The organism is Roseibium album, assembly GCF_965233825.1.
Classification (GTDB): domain Bacteria; phylum Pseudomonadota; class Alphaproteobacteria; order Rhizobiales; family Stappiaceae; genus Roseibium; species Roseibium album.
Genome location: NZ_OZ247583.1, coordinates 1977937 through 2002306, shown reverse-complemented (window position 1 = coordinate 2002306; position 24370 = coordinate 1977937). Strand labels below are relative to the sequence as shown.

The window sequence follows — 24370 nt, the reverse complement described above, 5'->3', positions numbered from 1 at the left end:
CGCCGCCCCGGCTTGATCGGGGGTCCAATCCGCGGGTCCGCGAAACAGTCACATTCCAGAAGAGACGACCGAGCCGTGGATCCTTTGCCCGAAGAGGTCTTCTCTGAAAATGAGTGGGGCCCCGATCAAGTCGTGGATGACCCAGGAAAGAACGTGGAGGCCGCCCGATGACCTCCCATGTGCTGCCGGACAGCCTGCACTGGGACATTCCCCGTCATGCGGAGCTGACCGTTACCTCCAACTTCACTTTCCTGCGCGGGGCGTCCCACCCGGAGGAACTGGTGACGCGGGCTGCCGAGCTCGGACTTGAGGCGATTGCCATCACCGACTGGAATTCGCTTGCTGGGGTCGTCCGGGCCTATTCGGCGCTGAAGGAGATCAGGCGTGCGGCGAACGAGGAAGGCGTGCCGGTACGGTCCCACTCGCAGATCGATGCTTCTTCCCGGCAACAGATAAACGGGATCCCGCCCCTGCCCGTACCGCAAGTCCTGAAACTGCCGCGGCTGATCGTCGGCGCACGCCTGGTGCTTATGGACAGTCCTGTCGATTTCGTTGCCCTGCCGACCAACCGGGCGGCTTATGAACGGCTCAGCCAACTGCTCACCCTCGGCAAGCGGCGAGCGGAAAAGGGCGACTGCCATCTGGAATTTCAGGACGTCGTGAAGTTCTCCGAAGGCCTGCTCTTCATCGCGCTGCCCCAGGGAGACCATACACGGAATGCATTTTCTGAGACGGCTAAAGATCATATCCGTACCCTTCGCCAGGAAGTTCCGGGCCATGTTTTCCTGGGTGCCGCGCCGCGCTATGACGGCACCGACCAGGCCTGGTTCCGCACCTGCGCGAAAGCTGCCCATTCGCTGGCAACGCCGATGGTCGCGGTCGGTGATGTCCTGATGCACCATGCCGGACGACGGCGGCTTGCCGATGTGCTGACCTGCCTGCGCGAAGGCTGCACCATCGACGAGATCGGCACCCGCGCCCTGCCCAATGGCGAGCGGCGGCTGAAATCGGCTGCCGACATGACCCGTCTCTACCGCCATCATCCGGCGGCCCTCCGGCGGACGGTCGAGATCGCGACCCGCTGCAGCTTCGACCTTTCCGAGCTGTCTTATGAATATCCGGACGAGATCACCGACGGGGAGAACCCGCAGGACCGGTTGGAGCGGTTGACCTTCGAGGGTCTGGAGATGCGTTATCCCGCCGGTGTTCCGGAACATGCACAAAAGCTGGCGCGAAAGGAACTGAGGCTGATCGCAAAGCTCAAGTTCGCCGCCTATTTCCTGACCGTTCACGACATCATCGGCTTTGCCCGCAGCCGGCATATCCTGTGCCAGGGGCGCGGTTCGGCAGCCAATTCCATCATCTGCTATGCGCTCGGCATCACCGATGTAGGTCCGGAAACCATCACCATGGTGTCGGAGCGCTTCATCTCCGAGCACCGGGGCGAGCCGCCGGATATCGATGTCGATTTCGAACATGAGCGGCGCGAAGAGGTGATCCAGTATGTCTATGAGAAATACGGACGCCACCGGGCCGGCCTCTGCGCCACGGTGATCCATTTCCGCACCCGCGCGGCGATCCGCGAAGTCGGCAAGGTGATGGGGCTCAATGCCGATGTCACCGCCGCCCTTTCCGGCCAGATCTGGGGCAGTTCCAACAGCGGGCCGGACGATGCGCGCATGAAGGAACTGGGGCTGGATCTTACCAACCGGCGCGTGATCCAGACCATCGAGCTGATCCGCGAGATCATCGGTTTTCCCCGCCATCTCAGCCAGCATGTCGGTGGTTTCGTGATCACGCAAGGGCGGCTCGACGCGCTTTGCCCGATCGAGAACGCAGCCATGGAAAACCGCACGGTGATCGAGTGGGACAAGGACGATATCGACGCACTCGGCATCCTCAAGGTCGACATGCTCAGCCTCGGCATGCTGACCTGCATCCGCAAATGCTTCGACTTGATCGACACCCATCACGACCAGGAATTCACACTCGGCACCGTGCCCCAGCACGACACCGACACCTATGACATGCTGTGCAAGGCCGATGCGATCGGCGTCTTCCAGGTGGAAAGCCGGGCGCAAATGAATTTCCTGCCGCGCATGCGCCCGCGCGAATTCTACGATCTCGTCATCGAGGTGGCGATCGTCCGTCCCGGCCCGATCCAGGGCGGCATGGTGCACCCCTATATCAACCGCCGCCAGGGCAAGGAGCCGGTCTCCTTCCCTTCAAGAGAGTTGGAGGAAGTGCTCGGCAAGACGCTCGGTGTGCCGCTTTTTCAGGAACAGGCCATGCAGATCGCGGTCGTTGCCGCCGGTTTCACCCCGTCGGAGGCCGACAAGCTGCGCCGCTCCATGGCGACCTTCCGGCGGATGGGCACGATCGGCCAGCTCAGGGAGAAATTTCTCGCCGGCATGCTCGAGCGCGGTTATGAGCTGGAATTCGCCCAGAACTGCTTCAGCCAGATCGAAGGCTTCGGCGAATACGGTTTTCCGGAAAGCCATGCGGCCGCCTTTGCCATGCTTGCCTACGTCTCGGCCTATCTCAAATGCCACTTCCCGGCCGAGTTCGCCTGTGCGCTTTTGAATTCGCAGCCGATGGGCTTTTATGCGCCGGCGCAGATCGTACGCGATGCGCGCGAACATCAGGTCGAGATCCGGCCAATCTGCGTCAACACGAGCCGCTGGGACAATACGCTGGAACGGCGCAGCGACGGCGCGCTCGCGCTGCGGCTCGGCTTCCGCCAGATCAAGGGCATGCGCGAGGAAGACGCGGACTGGATCGTGGCGGCACGCGGCAACGGCTATCCCGATACCGAAACCCTGTGGCTGCGAACCGGCGTACCGCCCGCAACGCTGGAGCGCCTTGCCGAAGCCGACGCCTTTGCCGGCATGGGGCTCAGCCGCCGGGATGCGCTCTGGCAGGTGAAGACCATCCGCAGTCCGAAGCCGCTGCCGCTTTTCAACGACCCGATCGACGGCGAGGCGATCTTCGAACCCGATGTCCTTCTGCCACAGATGCATCTCGGCCAGGAGGTGGTGGAGGATTATCTGTCCACCCGCCTCACCCTGCGTGCCCATCCGATGGAGCTGTTGCGTCCGCATATTCCAGGTCTCACACCGCACGACCGGCTGGCACGGCTCACGCCATACGAGGCACGGCGCGTCTCCGTCTCGGGCCTCGTCATCACCCGCCAGCGCCCCGGCACGGCCTCGGGCGTCATCTTCATAACGCTGGAGGACGAGACCGGTGTTTCCAACGTGGTCGTCTGGCCGAAGATGTATGAAAAATACCGCGCCGCCGTCATCGGCGGGCGGCTGTTGAAAGTCACCGGACGGCTGGAGCGTGAGGGCATCGTGGTGCACCTGATTGCCGATCATATCGAGGACTGTTCCAACCGCCTCGCCCTGCTCGGCCATCCCAATGACGAGGTGCTGGGCCAGATGACGGCCAAGACCGACGAGGTTCCCGTCCACCTCAAGTCAGACGCGCCGAAACCCAGAGCGATGCATCCGCGGGACCAGGCGAAGAAACTGTTCCCGAGCCGGGATTTTCATTGAGGAGTGCAAGATGGAGGCCTGATACAACGAAGCCTATTGGAAGACGGCTGCTCCCGGACCGCTCGAGACCTCCGATCAGCGTCAACGATCAAGCCAGACCAGATGCCCGTTTCCTGAGTGCCTCGACCGGTTCATCGTTGAAGTCACAGGTCTCCAGAACGCTCTTCATCAGGTCAGGTTCAACACCGATCCACTGCTCCACACCCGACAGGGCACTTTCACGGCAGGCTGGATTGGCCAGCGTCAGCTGAAACCGCATGACATCAGCGCAAGCCGGTGCAATGCCCGCCTTCCCCGCCGTATGCGGTCCCAGCGGTGCAATGTCCCAGAACATCGCACAAGCCATATTCAGGTATTGCCCTGGCTCCAGGGAATGCTGCAAAACCGGATCACAATGAGGATCGAACAGCTCTGCAAATAGGGTCTTCAAACCGCCCGTCAGCGAAAGCCGGGTTTCAATCGGAACGGCCGCATCAGTCAGCAGGCGCAGACAGTCGGAACTCGAGCTGTCACAAAACCGCCAGGTCGCAAATCCAAGGCGTTCGGGTTCCGGTGCGCAAAGGCGAACCAGGCCGGACGGGTCAGACAGCAGGCCGGAAACGTCCTGCAACAGCGTCTCTTCCGGCAATGCAACTTCCCGGGTCGGCTCGCTGGACAACAATTCGAAAAAGGTCGGATTCAGATGAGACATGGGGGCAAACTCCATGCGGATTTATTCCATGTGTTTGACAGTCAGGCAATACTTGCCATGCGCGGGTCAGCCGGCTTGACCCTCCACGCTGCTAGGCAGCGAAGATTGGTGTTCGTGCCCAAATGTCACTGTTCAGGAATTCCTGCGTCAGTGGAATTTGAAGCCACAATTCGAAGCATTTTACTCCTCTCCAAGTTTGACAGCGCAGACATTGGCAGCGCGCAGGGCTGAATCGATGGCTTCCTGATGACCCGCATCAGCACCGCCGAAACATTCGGTTACATATTGTCGTGCTGCGGCGCAGTTTTCGTTGCGTGCTCTGTATTCCCGAAGTGTATCGCGCTGACTCGGAAGCACGCTGGCACAGGAGCGTTTGACATCACAAGTCGGGTGGACATGCGACTGCCGGTGCCTGCATTCCGCGACAGAACACAGATCCAGGTTAACGTCATTGCAGCTGGCCAGCCCGGGCGCTGGAGCACCAAAACCAGTCAGGAACACCGTTGCCATCATAACCGAATACTTCATCTAATCCTCCTTCGGCTCCAGGGGTGAGTGGTGAGTTGGATGGTCAGGTGAAGGTGAAACCTCCATCTGAATAGGTCGCCGTCACCGGCGTGTCCTCGGATATGGCTGTCGTGCTGAGATGAATGAGGGCAACATTCTGGAAAACCCCCACCCCCGTGAGCGTGCCGACAAAAAGGTGGATCCTGTCGACAAGCTGAAAACAGCCGATTTCTCCGTTCAAAACGGTCCGGATAGAATTGGCGACCGGACTGCCAGGCAATTTGTTGCCATTCACCGTGCAATCGCGCGCCAGACCAAAGGCCAGGCCCGAATGCGCGTTGCTGTTGCACATGTAATAGGAATTCAGATCCGTGCCTGCCGGTCGCTGACCGGCTCCAAAGCCGCTCGTCGTATAGGGATAGACAACACCCGGACTGACCGGACGGACCGAGTTTGACTGAACGATTTCCGCTCCGGATGAAGGTTGGCCGGATTGATAGATCGCGACATCCCGTTCCCAGGTCACGGTGGTGTTCTGAACCGGTGCGAATGTCACCCAGACAACTTTTCCCGCCTGGAAGTTGACGATATCGGGCGTGTCGTCGCCGTCTCCGTGAGCAATCTCCGAACCTTCGACCAATTCGCCGGTTTCGCCTTCGGCCTTCACCCCTCCACTAAACGCACCTGATGCCACTTCCTGAACCAGAGCCACTTTCTGGCCGGCTGAAACAAGTGCCTTCACGTCCGGAATGTCGATCTTGATATCAAGCTGGTACATGGCCCGGCCTCACCTTATGAGAGCGAAGTCAGCGCCCTCGGGATTGCATCCCGAAGACGCTGCTACAGCGGTTTCAGCCAAAGCTCGTGAAGGTGAATTCGTTCAGTGCATCATCGAAACCCAGAAGCGCCGTCGGCTTTTGACTTGTGAGCTGAACCGCCAGGGCGGTGTCCGCAATCTGGGACAGGACGACACCATTGTTCTGGATTGAGGAAACCCAGATCGAGATGTTCTCGATTGCGGTGAAACTTGCATGCTGATTGTACGGCACCCGTACCGCATTCAAAGCGGACATGGTGGTCTTGCCAGCCACCGTTGCCTCTTGCGCCAGTCCCATGGTCCAGGGCTTTGGCGATTCCTGGAAATTCTTGGTTTCAAATGCAGTTCCGGTGTCGGCTGGCGCGGAACTGAATGTGGATGCGGTCCCATATGTATATAGCTGACCGGATTGAATGGCTGAATCCGTGTAGGAGGTCATGTCGATGGTCGCACCACCTTTGGCCTCACTTGTGGACGCATAGAGGTAGTAGTCTTCGGTCCAGGTCACGGTAATATGCTGCGCCGGTTCAAAGGAAATCCAGGCAGTCGCCAGATTGCCGCCGACCATGGAAGCGGTCACTGTCTTGGCGATACTGATGGTTTCTCCCCTTATCTGCTCCAGCCCCGTTGAATCAATCGAGATATCCAATGTGTATGTGGTCATGTGACGCTCCACTGTTGCTTTGTTGACGCGCACTGCGTTTGCCTACGCAGCGGCCAACGATTTCCTGGAGGGAAAATTTCGACCAAGGCAGTCAGCCGCCGCACAACCGATAATAGTTTTTTGCCGTAACGTTATCTATTTAAGGTTGTTGACCGCCGATCAAAGAATCGCGAATTTTGAGCGTCAGGAAATTTCTCTTCAGAAGCAGGCAGACGTTCGTGAAATGGGTAGATCATCCACATTCAGGACGATGCCAGGAAAACGCCGGCTATTTGGGTCGCTCCGGCACTTCACGCACCAGACTGAGCAGGACACTTGTGAACCTTTTGGGTCGCACGCGAAGCAGAAGGATGAGTTCCTGTTCCAATTCCGAAAGACCGGTGTTCTTGTGTGCCTCGGGAAAACCGCGCCCCAGCAAAAGCCAGTCGAGAGACGTATCCAGCACGGTGGCGAAACGGCAAATGTTGTCGATGGAAAAATTCCGCCCGTACCGCCACTTTGAAACCGCACCCGGCGACACCTTGAGTTCCTCGGCAAGCGCAAGGAGTTTGGGTTGCCCCGATATCTTGATCGCATATCGGATACGCTTGCCGCGCTCTTCGGACGCATCGGTGTAAGGCATTGACAGCACTCCAAAAATGACAGGAGCAATCAACCTAGAATAGATATTTATATTTTTTATACTTTTACATGTACCTCATGCCAGCCAACACGGTGTCTCGCTCGAAGGACCGGAAGGTGAAAAGCAGCGTTGAGGCTCAGGCCTGATTGCGCGCTGCCGGAAACCTTCACCGAAACGCCAATGCAGGCCTGTTCTTTCTTTCAGTGCGGCGCGTGCGGCGAACACTTTTGCCATTCCAGGTCCCGCACCCTGTGCACATGCTGCGTGAGACACTATTTCCATTCTTGTCGCTCACATGACGATGGTATCGTCCGGCGATACTGAAATGAAACGGAGTGAGCATGCCGATCCCAAGACTCCCACCACCACTCAGATTCCTGGAACGCGTGCGCAAGATGCAGGAAGAGGAAAGGCAGCAAGCCCGTTCAAATCCATTTCTGGCGCAGGCGCTCGAGAAGGAAAAAATAGAGGGTCATCGACTTGCGATCATCGCCCGTACGGTGGCGCTGGGTCTGGTCGGCCTCCTGCTGCCCTTTCTGAACTTCAGCCCGAGCGTGCTTTACTATGAAGCAACACTCTTGCTTTTCATCGCGCTTGGCTGGCTGCAGCTGCGCATGGCAAGTGTCGGCTACTCAAAGGCGGAGCTTTTGCTGATCTTTGCCGATGTTGGTCTTCTGACGCTCCTGTTCACCACACCGAACCCGTTCTTCAGCCAGGACATCCCAACCGCCTTCATGTACCGGTTCGATAATTTCATCTACTTCTTCATGTTTCTTGCCCTTGGTACACTGGCTTATTCCTATCGGACCGTTTGGGCCATGGGCACATGGGTCGCCCTGCTTTGGCTGATTGGACTAGGGGGCGTCTCGTGGCTCGGTCAAACGATTCCGGGCCTGAGTGAAGCTGCTGCGATTGCATTCGAAGGCCATCCGCTTATTCGGGAGGAAATGGATCCGAACAGCATCCAGGCCGGTGTCCGTGTCCAGGAAATTCTGGTCTTTCTGATCGTTGCGGGCATTCTGGCTCTGAAGGGCTGGCGCTCCAACCAGCTTGTGATGCGGCAGGCAAACATCGCCGCTGAACGCGCAAACCTGTCACGGTACTTTCCCTCCAGTCTTGTCGATGTACTGGCCGCGACCGACCGTGATATCGGCGCCGTGCGCACCCAGGAAGTGGCTGTCCTGTTCACCGATATCGTCGGTTTCACGCAATTCGCGGAGCAGCATACTCCGGAAGAAGTGATGGACCTGCTGCGCCACTATCACGCCTTTGTCGAACGCTCGATTTTCCAGAATGGCGGCACGCTCGACAAGTATCTGGGAGACGGCGTCATGGCGACTTTCGGTACACCTGAAACCAAACCCGGTGATGCCGCCAATGCGCTGAAAGCCGCCATGCAACTCATCGAGGAAACCGAAAGCTTCAACAAGGAACTCGAGACCCGCGGCATCACACCGATCAGCGTTTCGATCGGTGTTCATTTCGGCCCGGTCATCCTGGGCGACATCGGCCCCTCCAGGCGCCTGGAATTTGCAGTTGTCGGTGACACGGTCAACGTCGCCAGCCGGTTGGAAGCATCAACCCGGGAACTCGGATGCAGATGTGTGGTCAGCGAAGAACTGATACGTCAGGCCGCGCGCTCCGAAGGCAAGGACCACCCCGAGAAGGCCTTTTCTGCAAGGGACCCGATCAAACTGCGCGGCCGCCAGAATTCGATTAACGTCTGGACGGTGTGACTGTCCGGGCCGACACCGGACGCAAAACATATGCGTGGTGCATCAAGATCCTTCCGGCAGGGCTGCAAGCCAGTCCAGACCTTGGCCCACCCATTCTGCGGGGATGGAATGACCGCGCTGATGCAGACAGAGTTCAAGCACCCGCCCGCTCTTGCTTTCATCCCATCGCTCACAGGAAAGACGGTTATCGCCGCTTTCCACATTTCGGCTTGCGCGCGCAGCCCCGTTTGCCTGTGCAAGTATGTCAAATCCTTCCTCTATCGGCATGGAGTTGTAGATGCCGACCTCGTCGAACGCGACAACACCGTCGGAAAGCCCATGGATATGGCGCAGATTGACAGCACCTGTCGGGCAGGCTTCGGGATTGGATCTCCAGAAACCGCCTGCAATGGGCGCATAGGCGCGGAACAGATCTCCGGTATAGCAGGCAACATTCCACACCATCGATGCGCCACGCGAAAAACCTGAGGCCAAGGTCCGCCTTTCGTCAACCGGCCAGCGTTTGCGGACATCCTCCATGACAGCGCGAATGTAAGCTGCCTCGTCCCGGCCGCGCTCCGCGCGTCCCTGGCCGATCTGCCGCCAGTATCCCTTTTCAGCGAACGGGGCCACAAACAGGGCGCCCCGGTCAGTTGCGCCGCGCACCATGACCCGGTTACGGAAGGTTGCCTCTGGCGAACTGTTCCAGCCATGAAAATAGACCACCAGCGAAAGCGGTCTCTTTTGGTCCCAATCCTCCGGCACAGCTGCCAGATAGTATCCACCCGGCACCTCGCACCTGGTTTCAGGGCCGCAGGCCTTTGCCACGGCGGGAATGGCAAATAACAGGAGCATAATTGCAACCACACGCATCGAAACACCTCGCGAACAGATTTCGCGATCATTTGCGCTCGCCCGCACATCTGCAATGAACATGTGCGTGAAGCCGCACGATGTACTTCCTGACCGGACGATCATGATGAAAACCGGCCACCGAGATCAGGGATTGTTTTCCTCATCCAGTTCCGCTCGAGTCCGGAACACACTCAGAAACAGCAGCGGCACACCGCAGGCCAGAACCCAAATCGCTGCCATGCTTTCATCGTCCAGAATCAAGGTTCTGATATCCTTGAAGGCGATGGGACACACAATAAAAACCACTCCGAGCAGGACGTAGTAGAGCGACCCTGTCAGGCGGCCCCAAAGATAGATCACGCTTCCCCAGATTGCCCAGCTGGCGATCGTGACCAAGAAGCTGAATTTCTCCGAAATCCCGCCATCTGCCGCCAGTCCATCCATAACGAATACGGCCTTCATCGACGCGATGATCGACAAGACCAGCAGAACGTTTGCAACTCCGAACAGAAGATCACCGGCATCGAGCTTCGAGCCGTCTCCCTTGATGTATTTCAGGGATTTCAGCACCGTTTGCGCCACAGAGAGAATATTGCCGACGATCGGAATTGATTTAACCGCATTCACCGAGAGTCGATACAGTCTTCTCAGGTACACGACGTGCCGGTCACGGATTAGGCCGCACCACCAGGGAAGGCCTTTTTCGAAACTCCGGCTTTGCGAAACAGAGACGGCAACCCCAAATCCGACCGCGAACAGGAATTGCAGGCTGAGTTGATGCAGGGCGAATACATCGTCGATCACCAGGTCGGAGCCGCTTTCAAGGTTTTCCAGATCTGATCTGCCTGCCGGTGCGAATTTTTTGACCTCGTACAGCACACGGCCACTGAAGTCTTCCACGGCCAACAGCAGATAGAAGCACAGGCCCGCCGTCATGACAGCGGCAACCAACCTGACAAACGAATTGCCAATCGCCTCGGAAAACCCGACCAGAACGAGGACAATCGCTGCCGTCAAAATCGTGGGTAGCCAGAGTTCGTGAAACACCAGGTAACTCGTATCGAAATTCATCCACACGGCAAAAGTGGCAACAATGGCAACCCAGCTGACCCGGGTTGGATTGCCCTGCCCCTTGCGCACGAAATGCATCAGGACCGCATATGCGATCACGGCGGCAAGCCAGCGCAGCGACATACCGACCTCTCCGTCGCGAGGATCCAGCAGATATGCCGAAACGCCGAGGATGACGACAACAAGCCCCTGCACAAGGAAAAAGCGCTGATCCGACTGACGTCCGTGCCTGGCCCAGACTTCATAAACAATTATGGCGCCCACAATGACGGCAAGCACGAGGTAGATCTGTACCGAGGGACCGTCTTCACGATCGATCTCCCCAAACAACACGATCGCGACTCCGGCGAGCAATCCAACAGCGCTGGAAAGATCCTTGCGATGAGCCAGATAAATGAGAGCCGACACAAGACAGATCAGGTAAACCACGACCGGAAGGAGCGTTCCTTCTTCCTGCCAGAAGACAACAAGAAACAAGGCGAGGTAGATCCCTATGGCATTGAGGCAGCCAGCTGGAAAGATTTTTGCTTCTATGGCACAGAGGACCAGCACGAACCCGGACACGAGGAAGAAGGCTGACGGCGTCGGCCAACTGTAGCCCGCTGCTTCAAGTCCCAGGATACCGACCATCAGAAAACAGAAAATCGCCGCCGCGTATCTTGTGCGATCCGCCAGTTCCAGCCGATCTCCCCTGAAACGGAAATAGGCGGTCAGAACGAAAGCTGTTGCCGGCAGCAGGACACTTGCCACCAGGAAAACAGTCTCATCCGTCTGACTCAGGATAAGTGTGGCAATCATGCTGCCGTGAAACCCCAGAAACGGCAGGAGGACTTCGGTGACGAACCTGTCGAGCTTGAGAGCACGCAGTTGGATTGTCCTGGTATCGAGACTGCCGATTGCAGAAATAATCTGTTTCATAACCGTCTCCACTACGATGCGTGAACGGATCGACCGAAAAATCAAAAATGTCTTCGGTTACAACAGTTGAAAAATTCAGATTAACTCACAGACGATCGCGTTGATAGTTGTCCGGCAACAATAAAACTCCTGATTGCAGAAAGGTTGCAGCTCCGACCAAGAATTCTGGTTTGACCCGATCGGCATTTGTCTTTGCCGGACTGCACGCGGACACGAGTGCCTGATCGCTATCTATCGCTCGGATATCAGCAAGTTGGCACCAAGAGCGATCAACACTGATCCGGCGGCCCTGCGCATCCAGCGGCCCGCTGACCGGGATTTTTGAAACAGTCCAGCAATCTGGTCCGCAAAAATCACACAGCCTGCCTCGGCGAATGAAAAGAACAAATTGGCCGCTACTCCCAAAAGAATGATCTGCAGCCAGACCGGATAGGCCGCCCCCTGGTCCGTGAATTGCGGCAGGAAAGCAATAAAGAATACAGCAGATTTGGGGTTGGTGACTTCAACAACAAAGCTCTCTCGGAGCGCCTTGAAATGCATTGCTGGTTCAGAATGGCTTTCAGGACCGGAAGAGATCTCTTCGGCCATAAGAAAGCGAATGCCCATCCAGAAAAGAAACAGGGCACCGACAATCTTCAGCGCGAGATAGGCGACTGGAACGGCTTCAAGAAAAAAGCTCAGGCCGAAGGCCGTTGCGATAATGTGAACATAGCTCGCCAAATGTGTTCCAAGAGCAGAGAACCAGCCAGCATTCCGGCCTCGCCCGACAGTCTGGGCAGCGATGTAGAGCATTCCGGGGCCCGGAGTGATCGAGAGCAACAGGACTGTGACCACGAACGGAAGCAGAATTTCACCACCCGGCATCTTCAACCTCCTCGAACGTCACCACGGCACGATATGGATCAGGTTGCAAAAACAACCGAAAGAGCTGCTTCGCGGCAATGAAAACCGCGCATCCTCCGACACCCTTCATCAGGGTGTCATTGGTCTGGACGGCACGGGAGGCAGATCGTCGTAGCCACCCCAGACAGACTGATCGAACTGAACGACCGAACCGGTCATCATGCCGCTGTCCTCCGATGCCAGAAACGCTACGGCCTTTGCCACTTCGCCGGGCTCCAGCAAGCGTTCGAACGGCAACGTTGCGGCTTGTTTTTCCATAAAGTGGGGATCACCGGTCTCCGACACCTGCAAGGCACGCTCATTGTCGGAATTCATCCAGCCGATATCCAGTTGATTGACCCGGATCCGGTTTCTCATCAGGGCAAATCCGGCATTCCGGGTGAGCGTGGCAAGCGCTCCCTTGGAGGCACAATAAGGCGCGATGAAAGGCTGTCCCGCAAGAGACGAGGCCGATCCGATATTGACAATGCTTCCGGCAAGCTTTTCGCGGATCATCAGCTTGACGGTCTCCTGCATGAGAAAGAAAGGCGCCCTGACGTTGACGGCAAAAATCCGGTCAAACAATTCGGGGGACGTATCAAGCAGATTACCACGGTCTGTCAGGCCGGCGGCGTTGACCAGGATATCCGCCCGGCCGAAAACGTCATCTGCAGCCTTGACGACGGCAACACAATCGGACACTTCCGCGAGGTCGGCAGGGACGAACCTGACCGGAACGCCGGTGTCACGGGTAATGTCGGCCGCGACCGCTTCGCCTTTCGAAATATTGCGCCCACATGTTATCAGGCCGGAGACACCGGCGTCCGCGAACAATCGGCCAATCGCAGCGCCAAGGCCTTGCGTTCCACCCGTGACAATTGCGATCTTGCCGTCAAGCCTGTTCATTTTGGATCCCTCAAGTTTTGCGAAATCAGCCGGGTTTGTAGTCCCGATCTGCTTCCGGATCTTCCGACGAGAAGGGCAGAGTATCAAGCTGCGTCCAGACCGCCGGATCGATGTCCTGGCTCGCCCAATTGAGCGTCTGCGCGACCCGCGCCGCTTTCGATACACCCACGATCGTCGATGTGACACGCGGATCGCGCATCGAGAACTGGAGTGCCAGCGCACCCGGGTCAATTCCGGCACTTGCACAAATATCCTCGACCGCCTTCACCGGCTTCATCGTCGCCTCCGTTGCAGGCTGGTAGGTGATGCGCGGCATCTGGGCGCTGCCCTTGGCGAGAACGCCGCCCGCGTAAGGAGCCGCGTTCAAGATGGCGATCCCCCTGGAATGGGCGTAGTCGAACATTTCATGCGCCGAACGGTTCAACACGGTGAAGCGATTGTGGCTGATAAGTGCATCAAAAGGCCGTTCGCGGAGAATTGGCAACATGACGTCGATTCTTCCCATGGCAAGTCCCACTGCCGATGCGATGCCTTCCTCCTTGAGCTTGAACAATTCGTCCAGTGCGCCTCCCGTTCCTGTGATTTCACCCAGGTCTCTTGCATGTTCCGGATCATGCAAATGCAGCAAGGGAACATGGTCCAATCCCAGCCGCGAAAGGCTTTCATCGATCGACCGGCGAACGCGCGCTGCATCGAAACGTCCCGTTTCCATGTCGCGGTCGAGTTTGGTCGACAGAACAAACCCCTCAGGCAAGCCACCGCGTTCCCGCAAGGCTGCGCCTATCCGTTCTTCACTGCGTCCGAAGCCATAATTGTTTGATGTGTCCAGAAAATTCACGGGACCATCGAATATTGCTCTCAAGGTGTCACGAGCACGCGCTTCGTCGACTTCGTAGCCATAGGTATCGGGCATGTTGCTCAGGCCGGAGGCGCCGAAACATAGCGGTGTGACCCTCAGGTCCGATTTGCCAACAGATCGTTTTTGCATAATGCCTCCAGTGCCCCGGATCGCGACCGTGATATCCGTGGAAAGATGGTTACGAACCAACCGTAGCTGACAGAATGGACCGCTGAAACCGTCCAACAGCCAGAAACCCGCCAGGTCGTGTTCATTCGCCGGACAAAGGTCACGACGATCGCGCATCCGATAGCCGGTGCACGCCAAGCCTCAAACGAAAGGGGCGGCACGAATGTTCGCACCGCCCCAATCCTTGTTGTCGTGACAGGCCCTACTGGACGCAGCTGTCGATGTTTTTGTTGTCGCAAACGTCGAGGCCCGTGAAAATCGGATCGTCAACCGACTTGCCTTCGGCAATATCCTTCAAGATATACATGGCCTTGTAGCCCATCTCGTAAGGACGCTGACCAACCAGACCGTTGCCAAGACCGTCCTTGGTTTGCTCAAGCTGCATCGGCAGAGTGTCCGCAACCACGATCGTCATGTCACCGGAATCCATCTTTGCCTTATAGGGCTCTGCTGCCTTGCGGTAGGCATTGTCGAACCACTGCGTGAAGGCGCCCGTCGACAGGAATGCCGTCAAATCCGGATTTGCCGCGAGTATATCCGTCATGCCTTGCACAGCGACATTGCCGTCATCATTGGTGATGAGCGGGCATCCGGAAATCTCGGTCCAGCCACCGTCACCAGCGAGAGCGGACCCGGGAGGTGTCCCCGTATCCTTGCCAGACAGTGTATCGCGGGCACCTTTCAGACGTTCGTTGTGGTTTGCTGCAGCAGCCCCACCCGTCTGCAGGCAGACCGTGCCACCGTCCGGATGCCGCGCCTGGATCAGTTTCGCCAGGTTCACACCGATATCGTAGTTGTTTGTTCCGACATAGGTTGTGCGCAGGCTCTTGTCCTTATCAAGAAGGTCCGAGTCCCAGGTCATGACTGGTATGCCTGCGTCGGCCGCAGCTTTGAGAACCTTCGCCATGGCGGGTGCATTCGAAGGTGCAACCGCAATTCCATCAACACCCTTGGTTATGAGATCCTGCACGATCTGGATCTGTTCCAGCTCGGTATGTTCACCCGGCCCAATATATTCACAAGTAACGTCGGCAAGTTCTTCCTGGGCTTTGTAGCAGCCATCACGCGCGAGATCGAAGAACGGATTGTTCATCGCCTTTGGCACGAGCGCGAATGTATAGTCCGCCATTGCCATCGAGGGGGCCAGAATGGCCGCCATGGCGGTTAAGGTCAGTAGTTTCTTCATATTCTCCTCCCTGGATTTTGAAGAAATTGAGGGGCTTTAACTGCGCCCTCTGCTTCGGATCTGTTCCAGGAGCACTGCAAGTATCAGGAACAGGCCAACGAAGAATTGCTGCCAGAGCGCCGGAATACCGGCCAAAAGCAGTGAATTGCGAATGAGTTCGACCAATGCGGCTCCGATTGGAGCACCAAGGGCATAGACGACACCGCCCATGAGATTGGCGCCACCGATCACGCTGGCGGCGATCACATTGAGCTCATAGGTCACACCCATGCCGTTGGTGGCCGAGCCGGTGTAGCCGATAAACATGAATGCCGCGAGACCCGTGCACATGGAACACACCATGTATACCGAGACGATCATCCGCTCGACCGGAATGCCCGAGAGCTTTGCCGCTTGCGCGTTTCCGCCGATGGCGATCACCCATCTGCCCCAGGTGGAATATCTCCAGACCCACCAGAAACCCGCCGTCATCAGTATCAGCACCCAGACCACATTCGGTACACCCAGCATGCTTTCGCCACCGATCCATTCGAACAGCTCCATGTCGGGACCGAATTCGTAGATCATCTTGTTGTTGGAAATGACCATCGCAATGGATCTGGCCATAGCCAGCATGCCGAGCGTGACAACGAAGGGCGCCATCTTCAGATAGGCAATCAGAACGCCGTTGATCGCGCCAACGGCCGCTGCCGTCAGCATGCAAACGACAAAGCCTACCTCAATGCCCCAGCCAGCCTGCATGGTCAGGCCCAGCGTAATGGCACACAGACCGAGCAGCGACCCGACGGAAAGGTCGATACCAGCCGTACAGATAACCGCTGACATCCCGAGAGCCATGATGCCGAAGAAGGCGAAGTTACGGGTGATATTGAACATGTTGCGTTCTGTCATGAACGCATCGGAGACAAAGGTCATCACGATACCGATTGCCAGGATCGCCAGGAACACCCAAAACGGCTGTGTCCTGATCATCGAGCCGAAGCCGGACACTTCCTGGCGGGACGTGATGCTTTCGTCAATGGCGGCATGATCCATTTCGTTCAAGGTGTCCACCGGACCACGGCCCGGATGCCGACGTTGTTTCTGATCTGTCAGTTCTTCGGTCATGCAGCTTCGATCGCCCCCGTGATAAGCCCGGTCACTTCCTCGGGGCTTGTTTCCTTGATGTGCTTGTCGGCAACTTTCGTACCCCGGCGAAGAACAGCGACCCGGTCGCACACATCGAAAACATCCGGCATCCTGTGAGACACCAGAATGACGGCATGGCCGGTATCCTTCAGGCGTTTGATGAGCGCCAGAACTTCCGCAACCTGGCGAACCGATATGGCGGCCGTGGGCTCATCCATCAGGACCAGCTTCGGATCCGACAAGCGTGTCCTGGCGATGGCAACGGCCTGCCGTTGTCCACCCGACATCTGACGAACAAGATCTCTCGGCCGGGTTTCCGATTTCAACTCCGAAAACAGTTCCCCGGCGCGCTTGTACATTGCCCCGTGGTCGAGCCACGAAAACGGCCCGATTCTCTTCTTCGCCTCCCGACCGAGAAACACATTCGCCGCGGCCGTCAGGTTGTCGCACAGCGCCAGATCCTGATAAACGATCTCAATTCCCGCGTGTCTCGCATCAATCGGTTTGTGAAATTCGACCGACTTGTCCTCGATCCGGATTTCACCGCTCGTCGGTTTGAAATTTCCCGCGATGATTTTCATCAGGGTCGACTTGCCCGCACCATTGTCTCCCATCAGGCCGACCGCTTCCCCCGGATCGATCGACAGGTCCACCCCGTTCAGCGCGTGGATTGCACCAAAACTTTTCGTGATACCGTTCAGATTCAGAAGCCCCAACGATTTCCTCCCTCAAATTGCCTGCGGCACATAGTCGGACGGCGCAACAGGCAAGACATTACGGAGCATTTCAATCGATTTAACAAGCCCTTCCTCAGAGTTTAGCAAGACATCTTCGTGCTCAATACTCAGCCAGCCATCATATTTTGCCATTCTCAATCGATAGCAAAACTGTCGCCACCACTCTTCCCCGTGACCAAATCCCAGCGTTATGTAACTCCAGCTACGCGAGACGATATCCGTAAGGCTGCCGTTTTCAAGGAGGCTCCTTGTGGCCTGTACCTGCGGGTTCAACATCGTGTCTTTCGCATGCACGTGATAAATCGCGTCCCCGAGTGCTTCCGCCGCGACGAGCGGATCGGCACCCATCCAGAAAAGATGCGAAGGATCGAGGTTGACCCCGATAACGGGCCCGACCGCTTCGCGCAGTTTTTCAGCAGAGGAAACATTGAAGACACACTGGTTGCCGTGCAGTTCAAGGGCGATACGCCGCACACCATGCACTTTAGCCAGGTCAACGATCTCACCCCAGAATGGAATGAGAACATCGTTCCACTGATAATCGAGGATGGTTCGGGTTTCAGGCGGCCAACTGGAAACGATCCAGTTGGGCGTCGTGTCGCCCGGTGCTCCCGCCGGCAATCCCGACATGGCGCAAATGGTTGTTATACCCAGGTCGCCAGCTATTCGGATCGTATCCTTCAGGCACTCGGCCTGTGACGTGTCCACCGGATGCAAGGGATTGCCATTTGCATTAAGACAGACGATTTCCAGCCCCCGGTCGTCAAACGCCCTGCGAAAGGCCTTGCGGGCGTCTGTGCTGGATTTCATGGCATCCAGGTCAAAATGAGGAGCTGTTGACCAGCCGCCTGTGTTTATTTCAACACCTTCTGCGCCAAGGCGAACCGCCGTATCGAGAAGCTCCTGGAATCCCAATCCGCCCAGGCTGTCCGATACAAAGCCGAGCTTCATGCCGCGTCTCCCGTTTTGGCGTACAGTGCCGGCCGCTCGACCAGCTTGACTGCGGCCTTGTTGCCTGAAGTGAGAGCACTTGCTCCGGCCTCTGCAATCACGGCTGCGCAATAGCCATCCCAGGCATCGGCAGCCTGGACCACAGGCTGACCGGAACTGACCGAGGCAATCCAGGCCTTGTTCTGCAACCGATAGGCCTCGCGAAATCGAGGGCGCCAATCTGCGGCGTAAACCGTTCCGGCCGACAGGTTCTGGTCGATGCGTGTCTGAAATTGGGTCTGAAGCGATACGGAACCCTCGGTGCCTACGAGCTCGCACCTGACGTCATAACCGTAGCCTGCATTGTTGTTTACCTCGACGGTAACGAGCTGACCGCATGTTGTTTCGATGATCATGACAACCGGCTTGCAGACACTATCTGTGTCAAGCGCCGGTTCAAAGGCCGAAATTGCCGCAACATTCGTGGCCAGAACATATCTGATGATGTCGAACTCATGCGGCGCGGAATTTGTAACCGCCATCAGTCCACTGAAATTTGGCGGTGCGGCAACGTTTCGATGAAAGTTGTGCATCATGACCGCAGCCCCGATCCGGCCCGCATGCATTGCCGACTTCATTTCGACATATGATGGATCGAAACGGCGCATAAAGCCGACATGCACCAGCTGTTGACCAAGTGCGCATTCAGCCTCGAGAACCATCAGAGCCTCATCCACAGTCTGTGCCAGTGGTTTTTCGCAAAGCACGGGCTTGCGCTGTTGAAGGGATGCAAGTGTCAGCTCCGCATGCGTGGGGTCGGGACTGGCGATCAGCACCGCATCGACATCTTTGCGCCTGATCGTGTCCAGAGGGTCCGTGCTGACGTCCTTGGCCGAATACGCGTCCGCGATGCGAATTGCCGTGTCTTTCGAGGCGTCGCAAACGACATGAAGCGTTGCTCCGGGCACATCACCTGAAATGATGCTGGCATGATCCGCCCCCATCACTCCGGCACCAATCAAGGCGACTCGAACCGACACTTGTTCTTCGCCACCTCAACAGGTGACGTCCTCCCGTTTTGTTTCGGTCAGTATGTGAGTGGAAAACCCGGTTTCAAAGCGTGTTGAACGATGAATATTGATGTGAAATCCATCATTGATTGGAATTTTCGTTCGATTTCGGCAAAAGATTGGATTTGAGAATTTGTTCTGATGTATTTCACATCAGAAAATAGTGAACAGTGATGACACGAACCAAATCGGCTCATAACTGGAAAGGACCGACGATCAAGGAGATTGCCGATTTTTCCGGTTTGGGAGTTGCTACTGTAGACAGGGTTTTGAATGGACGGGCGGGCGTCCGGAATGAAACCCGCGCGCGCGTTCAAGCGGCGCTTTTCAAGCTTCAGCACTCCGCCAGTTCATCCGGCGATCTAAACATTACGCTTCTGTGCGAGTCCGGAAAGACCTTCAACAGTGCGGTCAGCGATGCAGTAAACGTTACCAATCGATCCCAGCCTGGTGTTTCAGTGTCCGGCACATTTGCCGAAACCAACCAGTCCGACCCTCAAAGTCTGGCAGGCAGCATTATCGATGCCGGCAAAAACAGCGATGGCCTTGTCCTGATTGCCAGGGAACATCCGGCAATCAATCACGCGGTTCGGACAGTCTGCCGGGATGGAGTACCCGTTGTCTGCCTCACCACGGATCTTCCGAGTTCACGACGAAGTGCCTATGTCGGAAACGATCAATACGCCGCCGGAAGTGTCGCGGCTCAATTGATCGGTCAGTCGCTGACGAAAACGCGGCAAAGGATCCTCATCGTGATGAGTGTCGCTTTCCGATGTCAGCAAGAACGGGAGATGGGTTTTCGGCGCGTCTTGAGATCGACCTATCCTCACCTGCGTATCGACGAAAGGGTAATCGCCGACGATGCACCCGAGACAACCTGTTCTCAGCTATTGCAACATTTCGAAGCACACGGGTTGCCACCTGCCATTTACAATGTTGCCGGTGCGAACCGCGGTGTTGCGCAGGCACTCGAAGTGGCAGCGGGTGCGGAAACAACCATTTTTGTCGGTCACGAACTGACCGTCAATTCTCAGCAACTGCTCGTGTCAGGAATCATGGACTACGTGATTTCACACGACTTCGAAGCAGAGGTTCAGGCTGCGGCTCACTGGATCAGGACATTTCACGAAGGTATCGACACGGACGTCCGGCCGACACAGATCCTTGTTCACACCAGATACAATTGCAGTCTCTAGCTCGAACAGATCAGTTCTGCTCACATCTCATGGCGGGCGGCAGACATGAAAATACCGGCTCCTATAAACCCGGTGCAGGGTGAAGAAAACTCGCGGGAGGTCGCCAGAATGAGTGTTTGCATAGTCGATGCACAAGCTGAACACCCGTCAGGGCCGATCGCCGATCTCATCTGGACCGTCGACAAACCGCTCATGACAATTCTCTTCGGCACCAGGGACCGCTGGCGCCGGGTCTTTGCCAGCGACTGGCCGGAGAACAATGGTATCGTGTGCCACAAGCAGATGACCCTTGCCGTTCGAAATCAAAAAATTCTGGGTGTCCTGGCATCGCACACACTGGAAGAATTCGGCGAACATTTCATCCACACACGCGAACGGCAGGGCCGGAATGAAGGTGCGGAGTTTCGCAAGCATCTGAACCATGCATTTGACCTGATGGCTGAGCTTTTTCCGCACGGGCTCGAAGGGTCCTATTTCGTGTTTGATCTTGAAGTATCGTCCAAAGCCCGCCGTCTCGGAATCGGTCGACAATTGCTCGATGTTGCGACATCAAACGCGAAGGAAGCGCACTGCGATCGCATTTGCCTTGACGTGGCGGCTGACAACGATGCGGTGCAATTTTACATACGGATGGGAATGCATGTTGCAGTCGAGACACGGATTTCGGAACTGGCGGACCGACACGGTGTGGGAACGCATTTGCACATGGTTCTGCCCGTCCGGGATAGCGCCGAATAGCGGACTGTTGCAAAAACCTCCTCCTCCGACTGGCTGGATTCGACCACCCCTCAAGCTCGTAAAGTTGAATGAAATGCACAAAGATGCATGTTGACCGCTACTGACCGAGCAGCAATATTAGGATCGACCTAACCAAAGGGAAAACAAGAAAAAATCAAAACGAACGCACCTGCAAGGCAGTTCAGTTCAAAAAATCAATATCGCGAAACGGGCAATCATTTGAAATGCTAAGACACTGTATTGCCATTCCTGTTGCTGTGCTTCTGCTGCTCACACAGCTTTCCTCGGTGCTGGGTGGAACGACTGAAGTGCTGAGACCGGAGCCCGTGGAAGGGAACCTCTCGCGTATTGCGCTCGTCATCGGCAACAATGACTACGAGTACGTTACCGATCTCGACAACCCGATCAACGATGCCACATCTGTCGGCGAAAAACTCAGGGGGTTGGGATTTACCGTTCACCTCGGGCTGGATCTGGATATCTTTGGCCTGTCCGAACTGATCGACAATTTCCTGAGTCGGATTGAGGACGGCTCCGAAGTTGTCGTTTTCTATGCCGGTCACGGATTGGAGGTCCAGGGATCCAACTACCTTCTTCCGGTCGACGTGCCCGCGCTGAGCGTGGACGGAGAAAGGAAACTGCGGCACCGGGCCATAAACCTGACCACCCTGTTGCTGGATCTTGAGGCAAGTGGCGCAAACGTGTCCCTCGTTATTCTTGATTCCTGCCGCGAAAATCCCTTCCAGTCAAACGGAACGCGCAGCCTGGGAGCAGCGCGTGGAATGGGAGATCTGGGCACGCCCCCAGACGGCCTGTTCGTGATTTATTCCGCCGGTGCCAATCAACTCGCGCTGGATAACCTCGGTCCCGGCGACGCCAATCCCAATGGCTTGTTCACCCGGCATTTCCTGAGACTGCTGGACGAACCTCAACTCGGCATTCGGGACATGATGCTCCGGTTGAGGACCGTCGTTCGCGAAGAAGCCTCCCAGGTCCGCCACAAACAAACACCGGCCTATTATGATCAGCTGATCGGAGAGTTTAAGCTGAACCAGCGGCAAAAACCTGCTGTCGCCCAGTCACAACCGGTTGTTCAGGAAGACCGTGTTTCCACAAAGACCAATGTTGCCGATATTTCTTCTCCGTCTGCGATTGCAATCCGAAACCCGGAAGAAGAATCATGTTTCCTGGAAGCAACGCGTGAATTCGGACTGGAGACCACTGCAGCGACCCGCGGCTACCATGATTTTGTCAAGCTGTTCGAACAATGCGTTGGCAACGAGGATGCAGGCCTGTCACAAGCAGAACTGACTGAAGAAATCACGATGTGCGATCACCTTGCCGCGTCACCCGACGATCCGATGCGCCCTGCCGGCGTGGCTGGTGTCTATTTTGGCGATATCGACGGCCTGGAAGCCGCAGAGGCATGTTCGCAAGCCGTTGCCGATCATCCGGACAAACCCCGGTTCCTGTTTCAGCAGGCCAGAGCACTCGACTACCTGGATCGCGATGCGGAGGCTATTGATCTCTATGCCAGCGCGGCGGCCGCCGGATCGGCGGCCTCGATGAACAATCTGGGTCTGATGTACCTCAATGGCGAAGGAACGGTGAAGGACCTTGGGAGGGCAAGAGAGCTGTTCACGCAGGCGGCGGCCCTCGGTCATAGTGATGCCATGGTCGAGCTCGGATTGATGCATGACCGGGGTCAGGCCGAGGACATGACGCACGCTGACGAGTTCGACTGGTATCGCAAGGCCGCAAATCTCGGCAACAGGGCAGCAATCAACAACATAGGCGTCATGTACCGTGATGGACAGGGCGTGGCGCAAGATGCCGAAGAAGCGGCCAAATGGTTCACCCGGGCCGCAAACCTGAACTTTCCCAAGGCGATGAGAAACCTCGCCGATCTTTATGTGTCCGGCGAAGGAATACCGCCAAACCCCGCGGAAGCACTGAAATGGTACCGGTTGGCCGCCGACAACGGCAGCACGGATGCCATGGTCGACATCGGCATTCTTTACGAGAACGGAACAGGCGTTCCGCAGGACAACGCCCAGGCATTCATCTGGTACGAAAAAGCCGCGAACCTCGGCAATTCCTATGGCCTCAACAATATCGGGATCCTCTACAGGGACGGTATTGGCGTGAAGGAAGATCCCGCAGAGGCACTGTCCTGGTTCCTGAAGTCGGCAGCTGACGGCAATGAGGAGGGAATGTATAACGCCGCCGATCTCTACGAGAGCGGGACCGGGACGCAGCGCGACTATGCCAAGGCTCTGGACTGGTACCGGAAAGCCGCCGAACAGGGCAACAGCGCGGCAATGGTCAATATCGGTCTCATGATCTACGAGGGCAAGGGAACAGATCCGGACCCCAAAGAAGAAATGGACTGGTATCAAAAAGCCGCATCACTTGGAAACCGCGCGGCGATGAACAACATCGGCGTCATGCATCGTGAAGGTGAAGGTGTGCCTCCGGATTTTGTCAAGGCACGCGAATGGTTTCAAAAGAGCGCCGATGAAGGCTTTCCGCTCGCGATGTACAATCTTGCGGAATATTACGCAGGCTCCCGGTACAAAGAACAAAGCTATGAAATAGCTGCGTTCTGGATGGAAATGTCGCTTCGTTCCGGTTCTGAGCGGGCATTGAACGAGTTGTCCGACAATGCGCAAGCCTGGCCTTCGGACTTTCGCAAAACGTTTCAGGAGCGATTGCTCAACGCCGGGTTCTACAGCGGGGCGATTGACGGAGCCTTCGGCAGACAGACCCTGACAGCTGTGAACCGGATTTTCGACGCGGGAGGTTGAACCCGTTTTGCGAGCGCATCCAGCCCGGGAGCCTTAGGTTTCTTCGCATCGACATGGCGCGACTATCGACTGGGTGAAACGGCAACTCTTCGCAAACCGGGTCCGGCGACGACGGCAATGACCAGCCTAACTCGACAGCACCTGCCCGACGAAACGCGACTGCGGCTGGTTGAGTATTTCCGCTCAAACCGCGCTATGATTGCAAATGGACCAAATTTTTTTACCAGAACCCGAATTGCGATCTCGCTTGATCGAGATCATATTGTAATAAATACTTATCTCACTGAAAGTCTATACACGCTTTCACCATCGTAATGATGATTGTTTATGTTTATCTAACATGTTC

The 24370-nt window shown here is 56.7% G+C and carries 20 protein-coding genes; 5 read left to right on the top strand and 15 right to left on the bottom strand.

What is annotated here, in order from left to right; all coding sequences use genetic code 11:
- Positions 1-167: 167 nt before the first annotated feature.
- The gene (locus tag ACO6TI_RS09355) at positions 168-3557 is read left to right on the top strand and encodes an error-prone DNA polymerase (RefSeq protein ID WP_422384813.1); all 3390 of its coding nucleotides are present in this window, start codon (positions 168-170) and stop codon (positions 3555-3557) included.
- 88 nt (positions 3558-3645) lie between these two features.
- Here ACO6TI_RS09355 and ACO6TI_RS09350 read toward each other — a convergent pair whose 3' ends face one another.
- The 5 genes from ACO6TI_RS09350 to ACO6TI_RS09330 form a co-directional block, all read right to left on the bottom strand.
- Positions 3646-4248: a hypothetical protein gene (locus tag ACO6TI_RS09350; protein WP_422384812.1), complete on the bottom strand. Its 603-nt coding sequence runs from the start codon at positions 4246-4248 to the stop codon at positions 3646-3648.
- A gap of 180 nt (positions 4249-4428) precedes the next feature.
- Positions 4429-4776, bottom strand: a complete 348-nt coding sequence (locus ACO6TI_RS09345; protein WP_196891724.1) for a hypothetical protein — start codon at positions 4774-4776, stop codon at positions 4429-4431.
- 43 nt (positions 4777-4819) lie between these two features.
- Positions 4820-5533 carry a hypothetical protein gene (locus tag ACO6TI_RS09340; protein ID WP_196898510.1) on the bottom strand — a complete coding sequence of 238 codons (714 nt, stop codon included), beginning with the start codon at positions 5531-5533 and terminating at the stop codon, positions 4820-4822.
- Positions 5534-5606: 73 nt separating this feature from the next.
- Positions 5607-6236, bottom strand: a complete 630-nt coding sequence (locus ACO6TI_RS09335) for a hypothetical protein (protein ID WP_144436122.1) — start codon at positions 6234-6236, stop codon at positions 5607-5609.
- A gap of 268 nt (positions 6237-6504) precedes the next feature.
- Positions 6505-6858, bottom strand: coding sequence for a helix-turn-helix domain-containing protein (locus ACO6TI_RS09330; RefSeq protein ID WP_422384811.1), 354 nt, complete (start codon positions 6856-6858; stop codon positions 6505-6507).
- Between the two features lie 341 nt (positions 6859-7199).
- Between ACO6TI_RS09330 and ACO6TI_RS09325 the strand changes: the two genes are divergently transcribed.
- On the top strand, positions 7200-8594 hold the full coding sequence (locus tag ACO6TI_RS09325; protein ID WP_108873356.1) for an adenylate/guanylate cyclase domain-containing protein: 1395 nt from the start codon (positions 7200-7202) through the stop codon (positions 8592-8594).
- 42 nt (positions 8595-8636) lie between these two features.
- On the opposite strand, the gene ACO6TI_RS09320 is transcribed toward ACO6TI_RS09325, so the two are convergent.
- From ACO6TI_RS09320 to ACO6TI_RS09275, 10 genes are all read right to left on the bottom strand, one after another.
- Entirely contained in the window at positions 8637-9428 is a 792-nt protein-coding gene (locus tag ACO6TI_RS09320) for an alpha/beta hydrolase family esterase (protein ID WP_422384810.1), read from the bottom strand.
- A 144-nt stretch (positions 9429-9572) separates the two neighbouring features.
- Positions 9573-11417, bottom strand: coding sequence for a hypothetical protein (locus ACO6TI_RS09315; RefSeq protein WP_422384809.1), 1845 nt, complete (start codon positions 11415-11417; stop codon positions 9573-9575).
- Between the two features lie 231 nt (positions 11418-11648).
- Positions 11649-12281, bottom strand: coding sequence for a LysE family translocator (locus tag ACO6TI_RS09310; protein ID WP_055119496.1), 633 nt, complete (start codon positions 12279-12281; stop codon positions 11649-11651).
- A 108-nt stretch (positions 12282-12389) separates the two neighbouring features.
- Complete coding sequence (locus ACO6TI_RS09305; RefSeq protein ID WP_422384808.1) at positions 12390-13205, bottom strand: SDR family oxidoreductase; 816 nt, start codon at positions 13203-13205, stop codon at positions 12390-12392.
- 25 nt (positions 13206-13230) lie between these two features.
- On the bottom strand, positions 13231-14193 hold the full coding sequence (locus ACO6TI_RS09300) for an aldo/keto reductase (RefSeq protein ID WP_055119810.1): 963 nt from the start codon (positions 14191-14193) through the stop codon (positions 13231-13233).
- Positions 14194-14434: 241 nt separating this feature from the next.
- Positions 14435-15418 carry a sugar-binding protein gene (locus ACO6TI_RS09295; RefSeq protein ID WP_108873351.1) on the bottom strand — a complete coding sequence of 328 codons (984 nt, stop codon included), beginning with the start codon at positions 15416-15418 and terminating at the stop codon, positions 14435-14437.
- A 36-nt stretch (positions 15419-15454) separates the two neighbouring features.
- A complete protein-coding gene (locus ACO6TI_RS09290) occupies positions 15455-16525 on the bottom strand; it encodes an ABC transporter permease (RefSeq protein ID WP_082442550.1) in 1071 nt (356 codons plus the stop codon).
- Positions 16522-17262 carry an ATP-binding cassette domain-containing protein gene (locus tag ACO6TI_RS09285; protein ID WP_055119490.1) on the bottom strand — a complete coding sequence of 247 codons (741 nt, stop codon included), beginning with the start codon at positions 17260-17262 and terminating at the stop codon, positions 16522-16524. Before ACO6TI_RS09285 ends, ACO6TI_RS09290 begins: the two co-directional genes overlap by 4 nt.
- Positions 17263-17274: 12 nt before the next feature.
- Positions 17275-18234, bottom strand: a complete 960-nt coding sequence (locus tag ACO6TI_RS09280) for a sugar phosphate isomerase/epimerase family protein (RefSeq protein ID WP_196898522.1) — start codon at positions 18232-18234, stop codon at positions 17275-17277.
- On the bottom strand, positions 18231-19253 hold the full coding sequence (locus ACO6TI_RS09275) for a Gfo/Idh/MocA family oxidoreductase (protein WP_422384807.1): 1023 nt from the start codon (positions 19251-19253) through the stop codon (positions 18231-18233). Before ACO6TI_RS09275 ends, ACO6TI_RS09280 begins: the two co-directional genes overlap by 4 nt.
- A gap of 203 nt (positions 19254-19456) precedes the next feature.
- Here ACO6TI_RS09275 and ACO6TI_RS09270 point away from each other — a divergent pair, with 203 nt between their 5' ends.
- From ACO6TI_RS09270 to ACO6TI_RS09260, 3 genes are all read left to right on the top strand, one after another.
- The gene (locus ACO6TI_RS09270; RefSeq protein WP_422384806.1) at positions 19457-20479 is read left to right on the top strand and encodes a LacI family DNA-binding transcriptional regulator; all 1023 of its coding nucleotides are present in this window, start codon (positions 19457-19459) and stop codon (positions 20477-20479) included.
- Positions 20480-20587: 108 nt separating this feature from the next.
- On the top strand, positions 20588-21217 hold the full coding sequence (locus ACO6TI_RS09265) for a GNAT family N-acetyltransferase (protein ID WP_422384805.1): 630 nt from the start codon (positions 20588-20590) through the stop codon (positions 21215-21217).
- 224 nt (positions 21218-21441) lie between these two features.
- Positions 21442-24024 (top strand): caspase family protein, encoded by a 2583-nt coding sequence (locus ACO6TI_RS09260; protein WP_422384804.1) that lies wholly within the window; start codon positions 21442-21444, stop codon positions 24022-24024.
- Positions 24025-24370 lie beyond the last annotated feature (346 nt).

What these genes read in the sequence shown, in the direction of transcription:
- ACO6TI_RS09260 (WP_422384804.1), top strand. Translation starts at nt 21,442, where the DNA reads ATGCTAAGACACTGTATTGCCATTCCTGTTGCTGTGCTTCTGCTGCTC.
- ACO6TI_RS09315 (WP_422384809.1), bottom strand. Translation starts at nt 11,417, where the DNA reads ATGAAACAGATTATTTCTGCAATCGGCAGTCTCGATACCAGGACAATC.
- ACO6TI_RS09350 (WP_422384812.1), bottom strand. Translation starts at nt 4,248, where the DNA reads ATGTCTCATCTGAATCCGACCTTTTTCGAATTGTTGTCCAGCGAGCCG.
- ACO6TI_RS09310 (WP_055119496.1), bottom strand. Translation starts at nt 12,281, where the DNA reads ATGCCGGGTGGTGAAATTCTGCTTCCGTTCGTGGTCACAGTCCTGTTG.
- ACO6TI_RS09270 (WP_422384806.1), top strand. Translation starts at nt 19,457, where the DNA reads ATGACACGAACCAAATCGGCTCATAACTGGAAAGGACCGACGATCAAG.
- ACO6TI_RS09345 (WP_196891724.1), bottom strand. Translation starts at nt 4,776, where the DNA reads ATGAAGTATTCGGTTATGATGGCAACGGTGTTCCTGACTGGTTTTGGT.
- ACO6TI_RS09340 (WP_196898510.1), bottom strand. Translation starts at nt 5,533, where the DNA reads ATGTACCAGCTTGATATCAAGATCGACATTCCGGACGTGAAGGCACTT.
- ACO6TI_RS09290 (WP_082442550.1), bottom strand. Translation starts at nt 16,525, where the DNA reads ATGACCGAAGAACTGACAGATCAGAAACAACGTCGGCATCCGGGCCGT.
- ACO6TI_RS09265 (WP_422384805.1), top strand. Translation starts at nt 20,588, where the DNA reads ATGAGTGTTTGCATAGTCGATGCACAAGCTGAACACCCGTCAGGGCCG.
- ACO6TI_RS09325 (WP_108873356.1), top strand. Translation starts at nt 7,200, where the DNA reads ATGCCGATCCCAAGACTCCCACCACCACTCAGATTCCTGGAACGCGTG.
- ACO6TI_RS09280 (WP_196898522.1), bottom strand. Translation starts at nt 18,234, where the DNA reads ATGAAGCTCGGCTTTGTATCGGACAGCCTGGGCGGATTGGGATTCCAG.
- ACO6TI_RS09300 (WP_055119810.1), bottom strand. Translation starts at nt 14,193, where the DNA reads ATGCAAAAACGATCTGTTGGCAAATCGGACCTGAGGGTCACACCGCTA.
- ACO6TI_RS09295 (WP_108873351.1), bottom strand. Translation starts at nt 15,418, where the DNA reads ATGAAGAAACTACTGACCTTAACCGCCATGGCGGCCATTCTGGCCCCC.
- ACO6TI_RS09305 (WP_422384808.1), bottom strand. Translation starts at nt 13,205, where the DNA reads ATGAACAGGCTTGACGGCAAGATCGCAATTGTCACGGGTGGAACGCAA.
- ACO6TI_RS09355 (WP_422384813.1), top strand. Translation starts at nt 168, where the DNA reads ATGACCTCCCATGTGCTGCCGGACAGCCTGCACTGGGACATTCCCCGT.
- ACO6TI_RS09320 (WP_422384810.1), bottom strand. Translation starts at nt 9,428, where the DNA reads ATGCTCCTGTTATTTGCCATTCCCGCCGTGGCAAAGGCCTGCGGCCCT.
- ACO6TI_RS09335 (WP_144436122.1), bottom strand. Translation starts at nt 6,236, where the DNA reads ATGACCACATACACATTGGATATCTCGATTGATTCAACGGGGCTGGAG.
- ACO6TI_RS09330 (WP_422384811.1), bottom strand. Translation starts at nt 6,858, where the DNA reads ATGCCTTACACCGATGCGTCCGAAGAGCGCGGCAAGCGTATCCGATAT.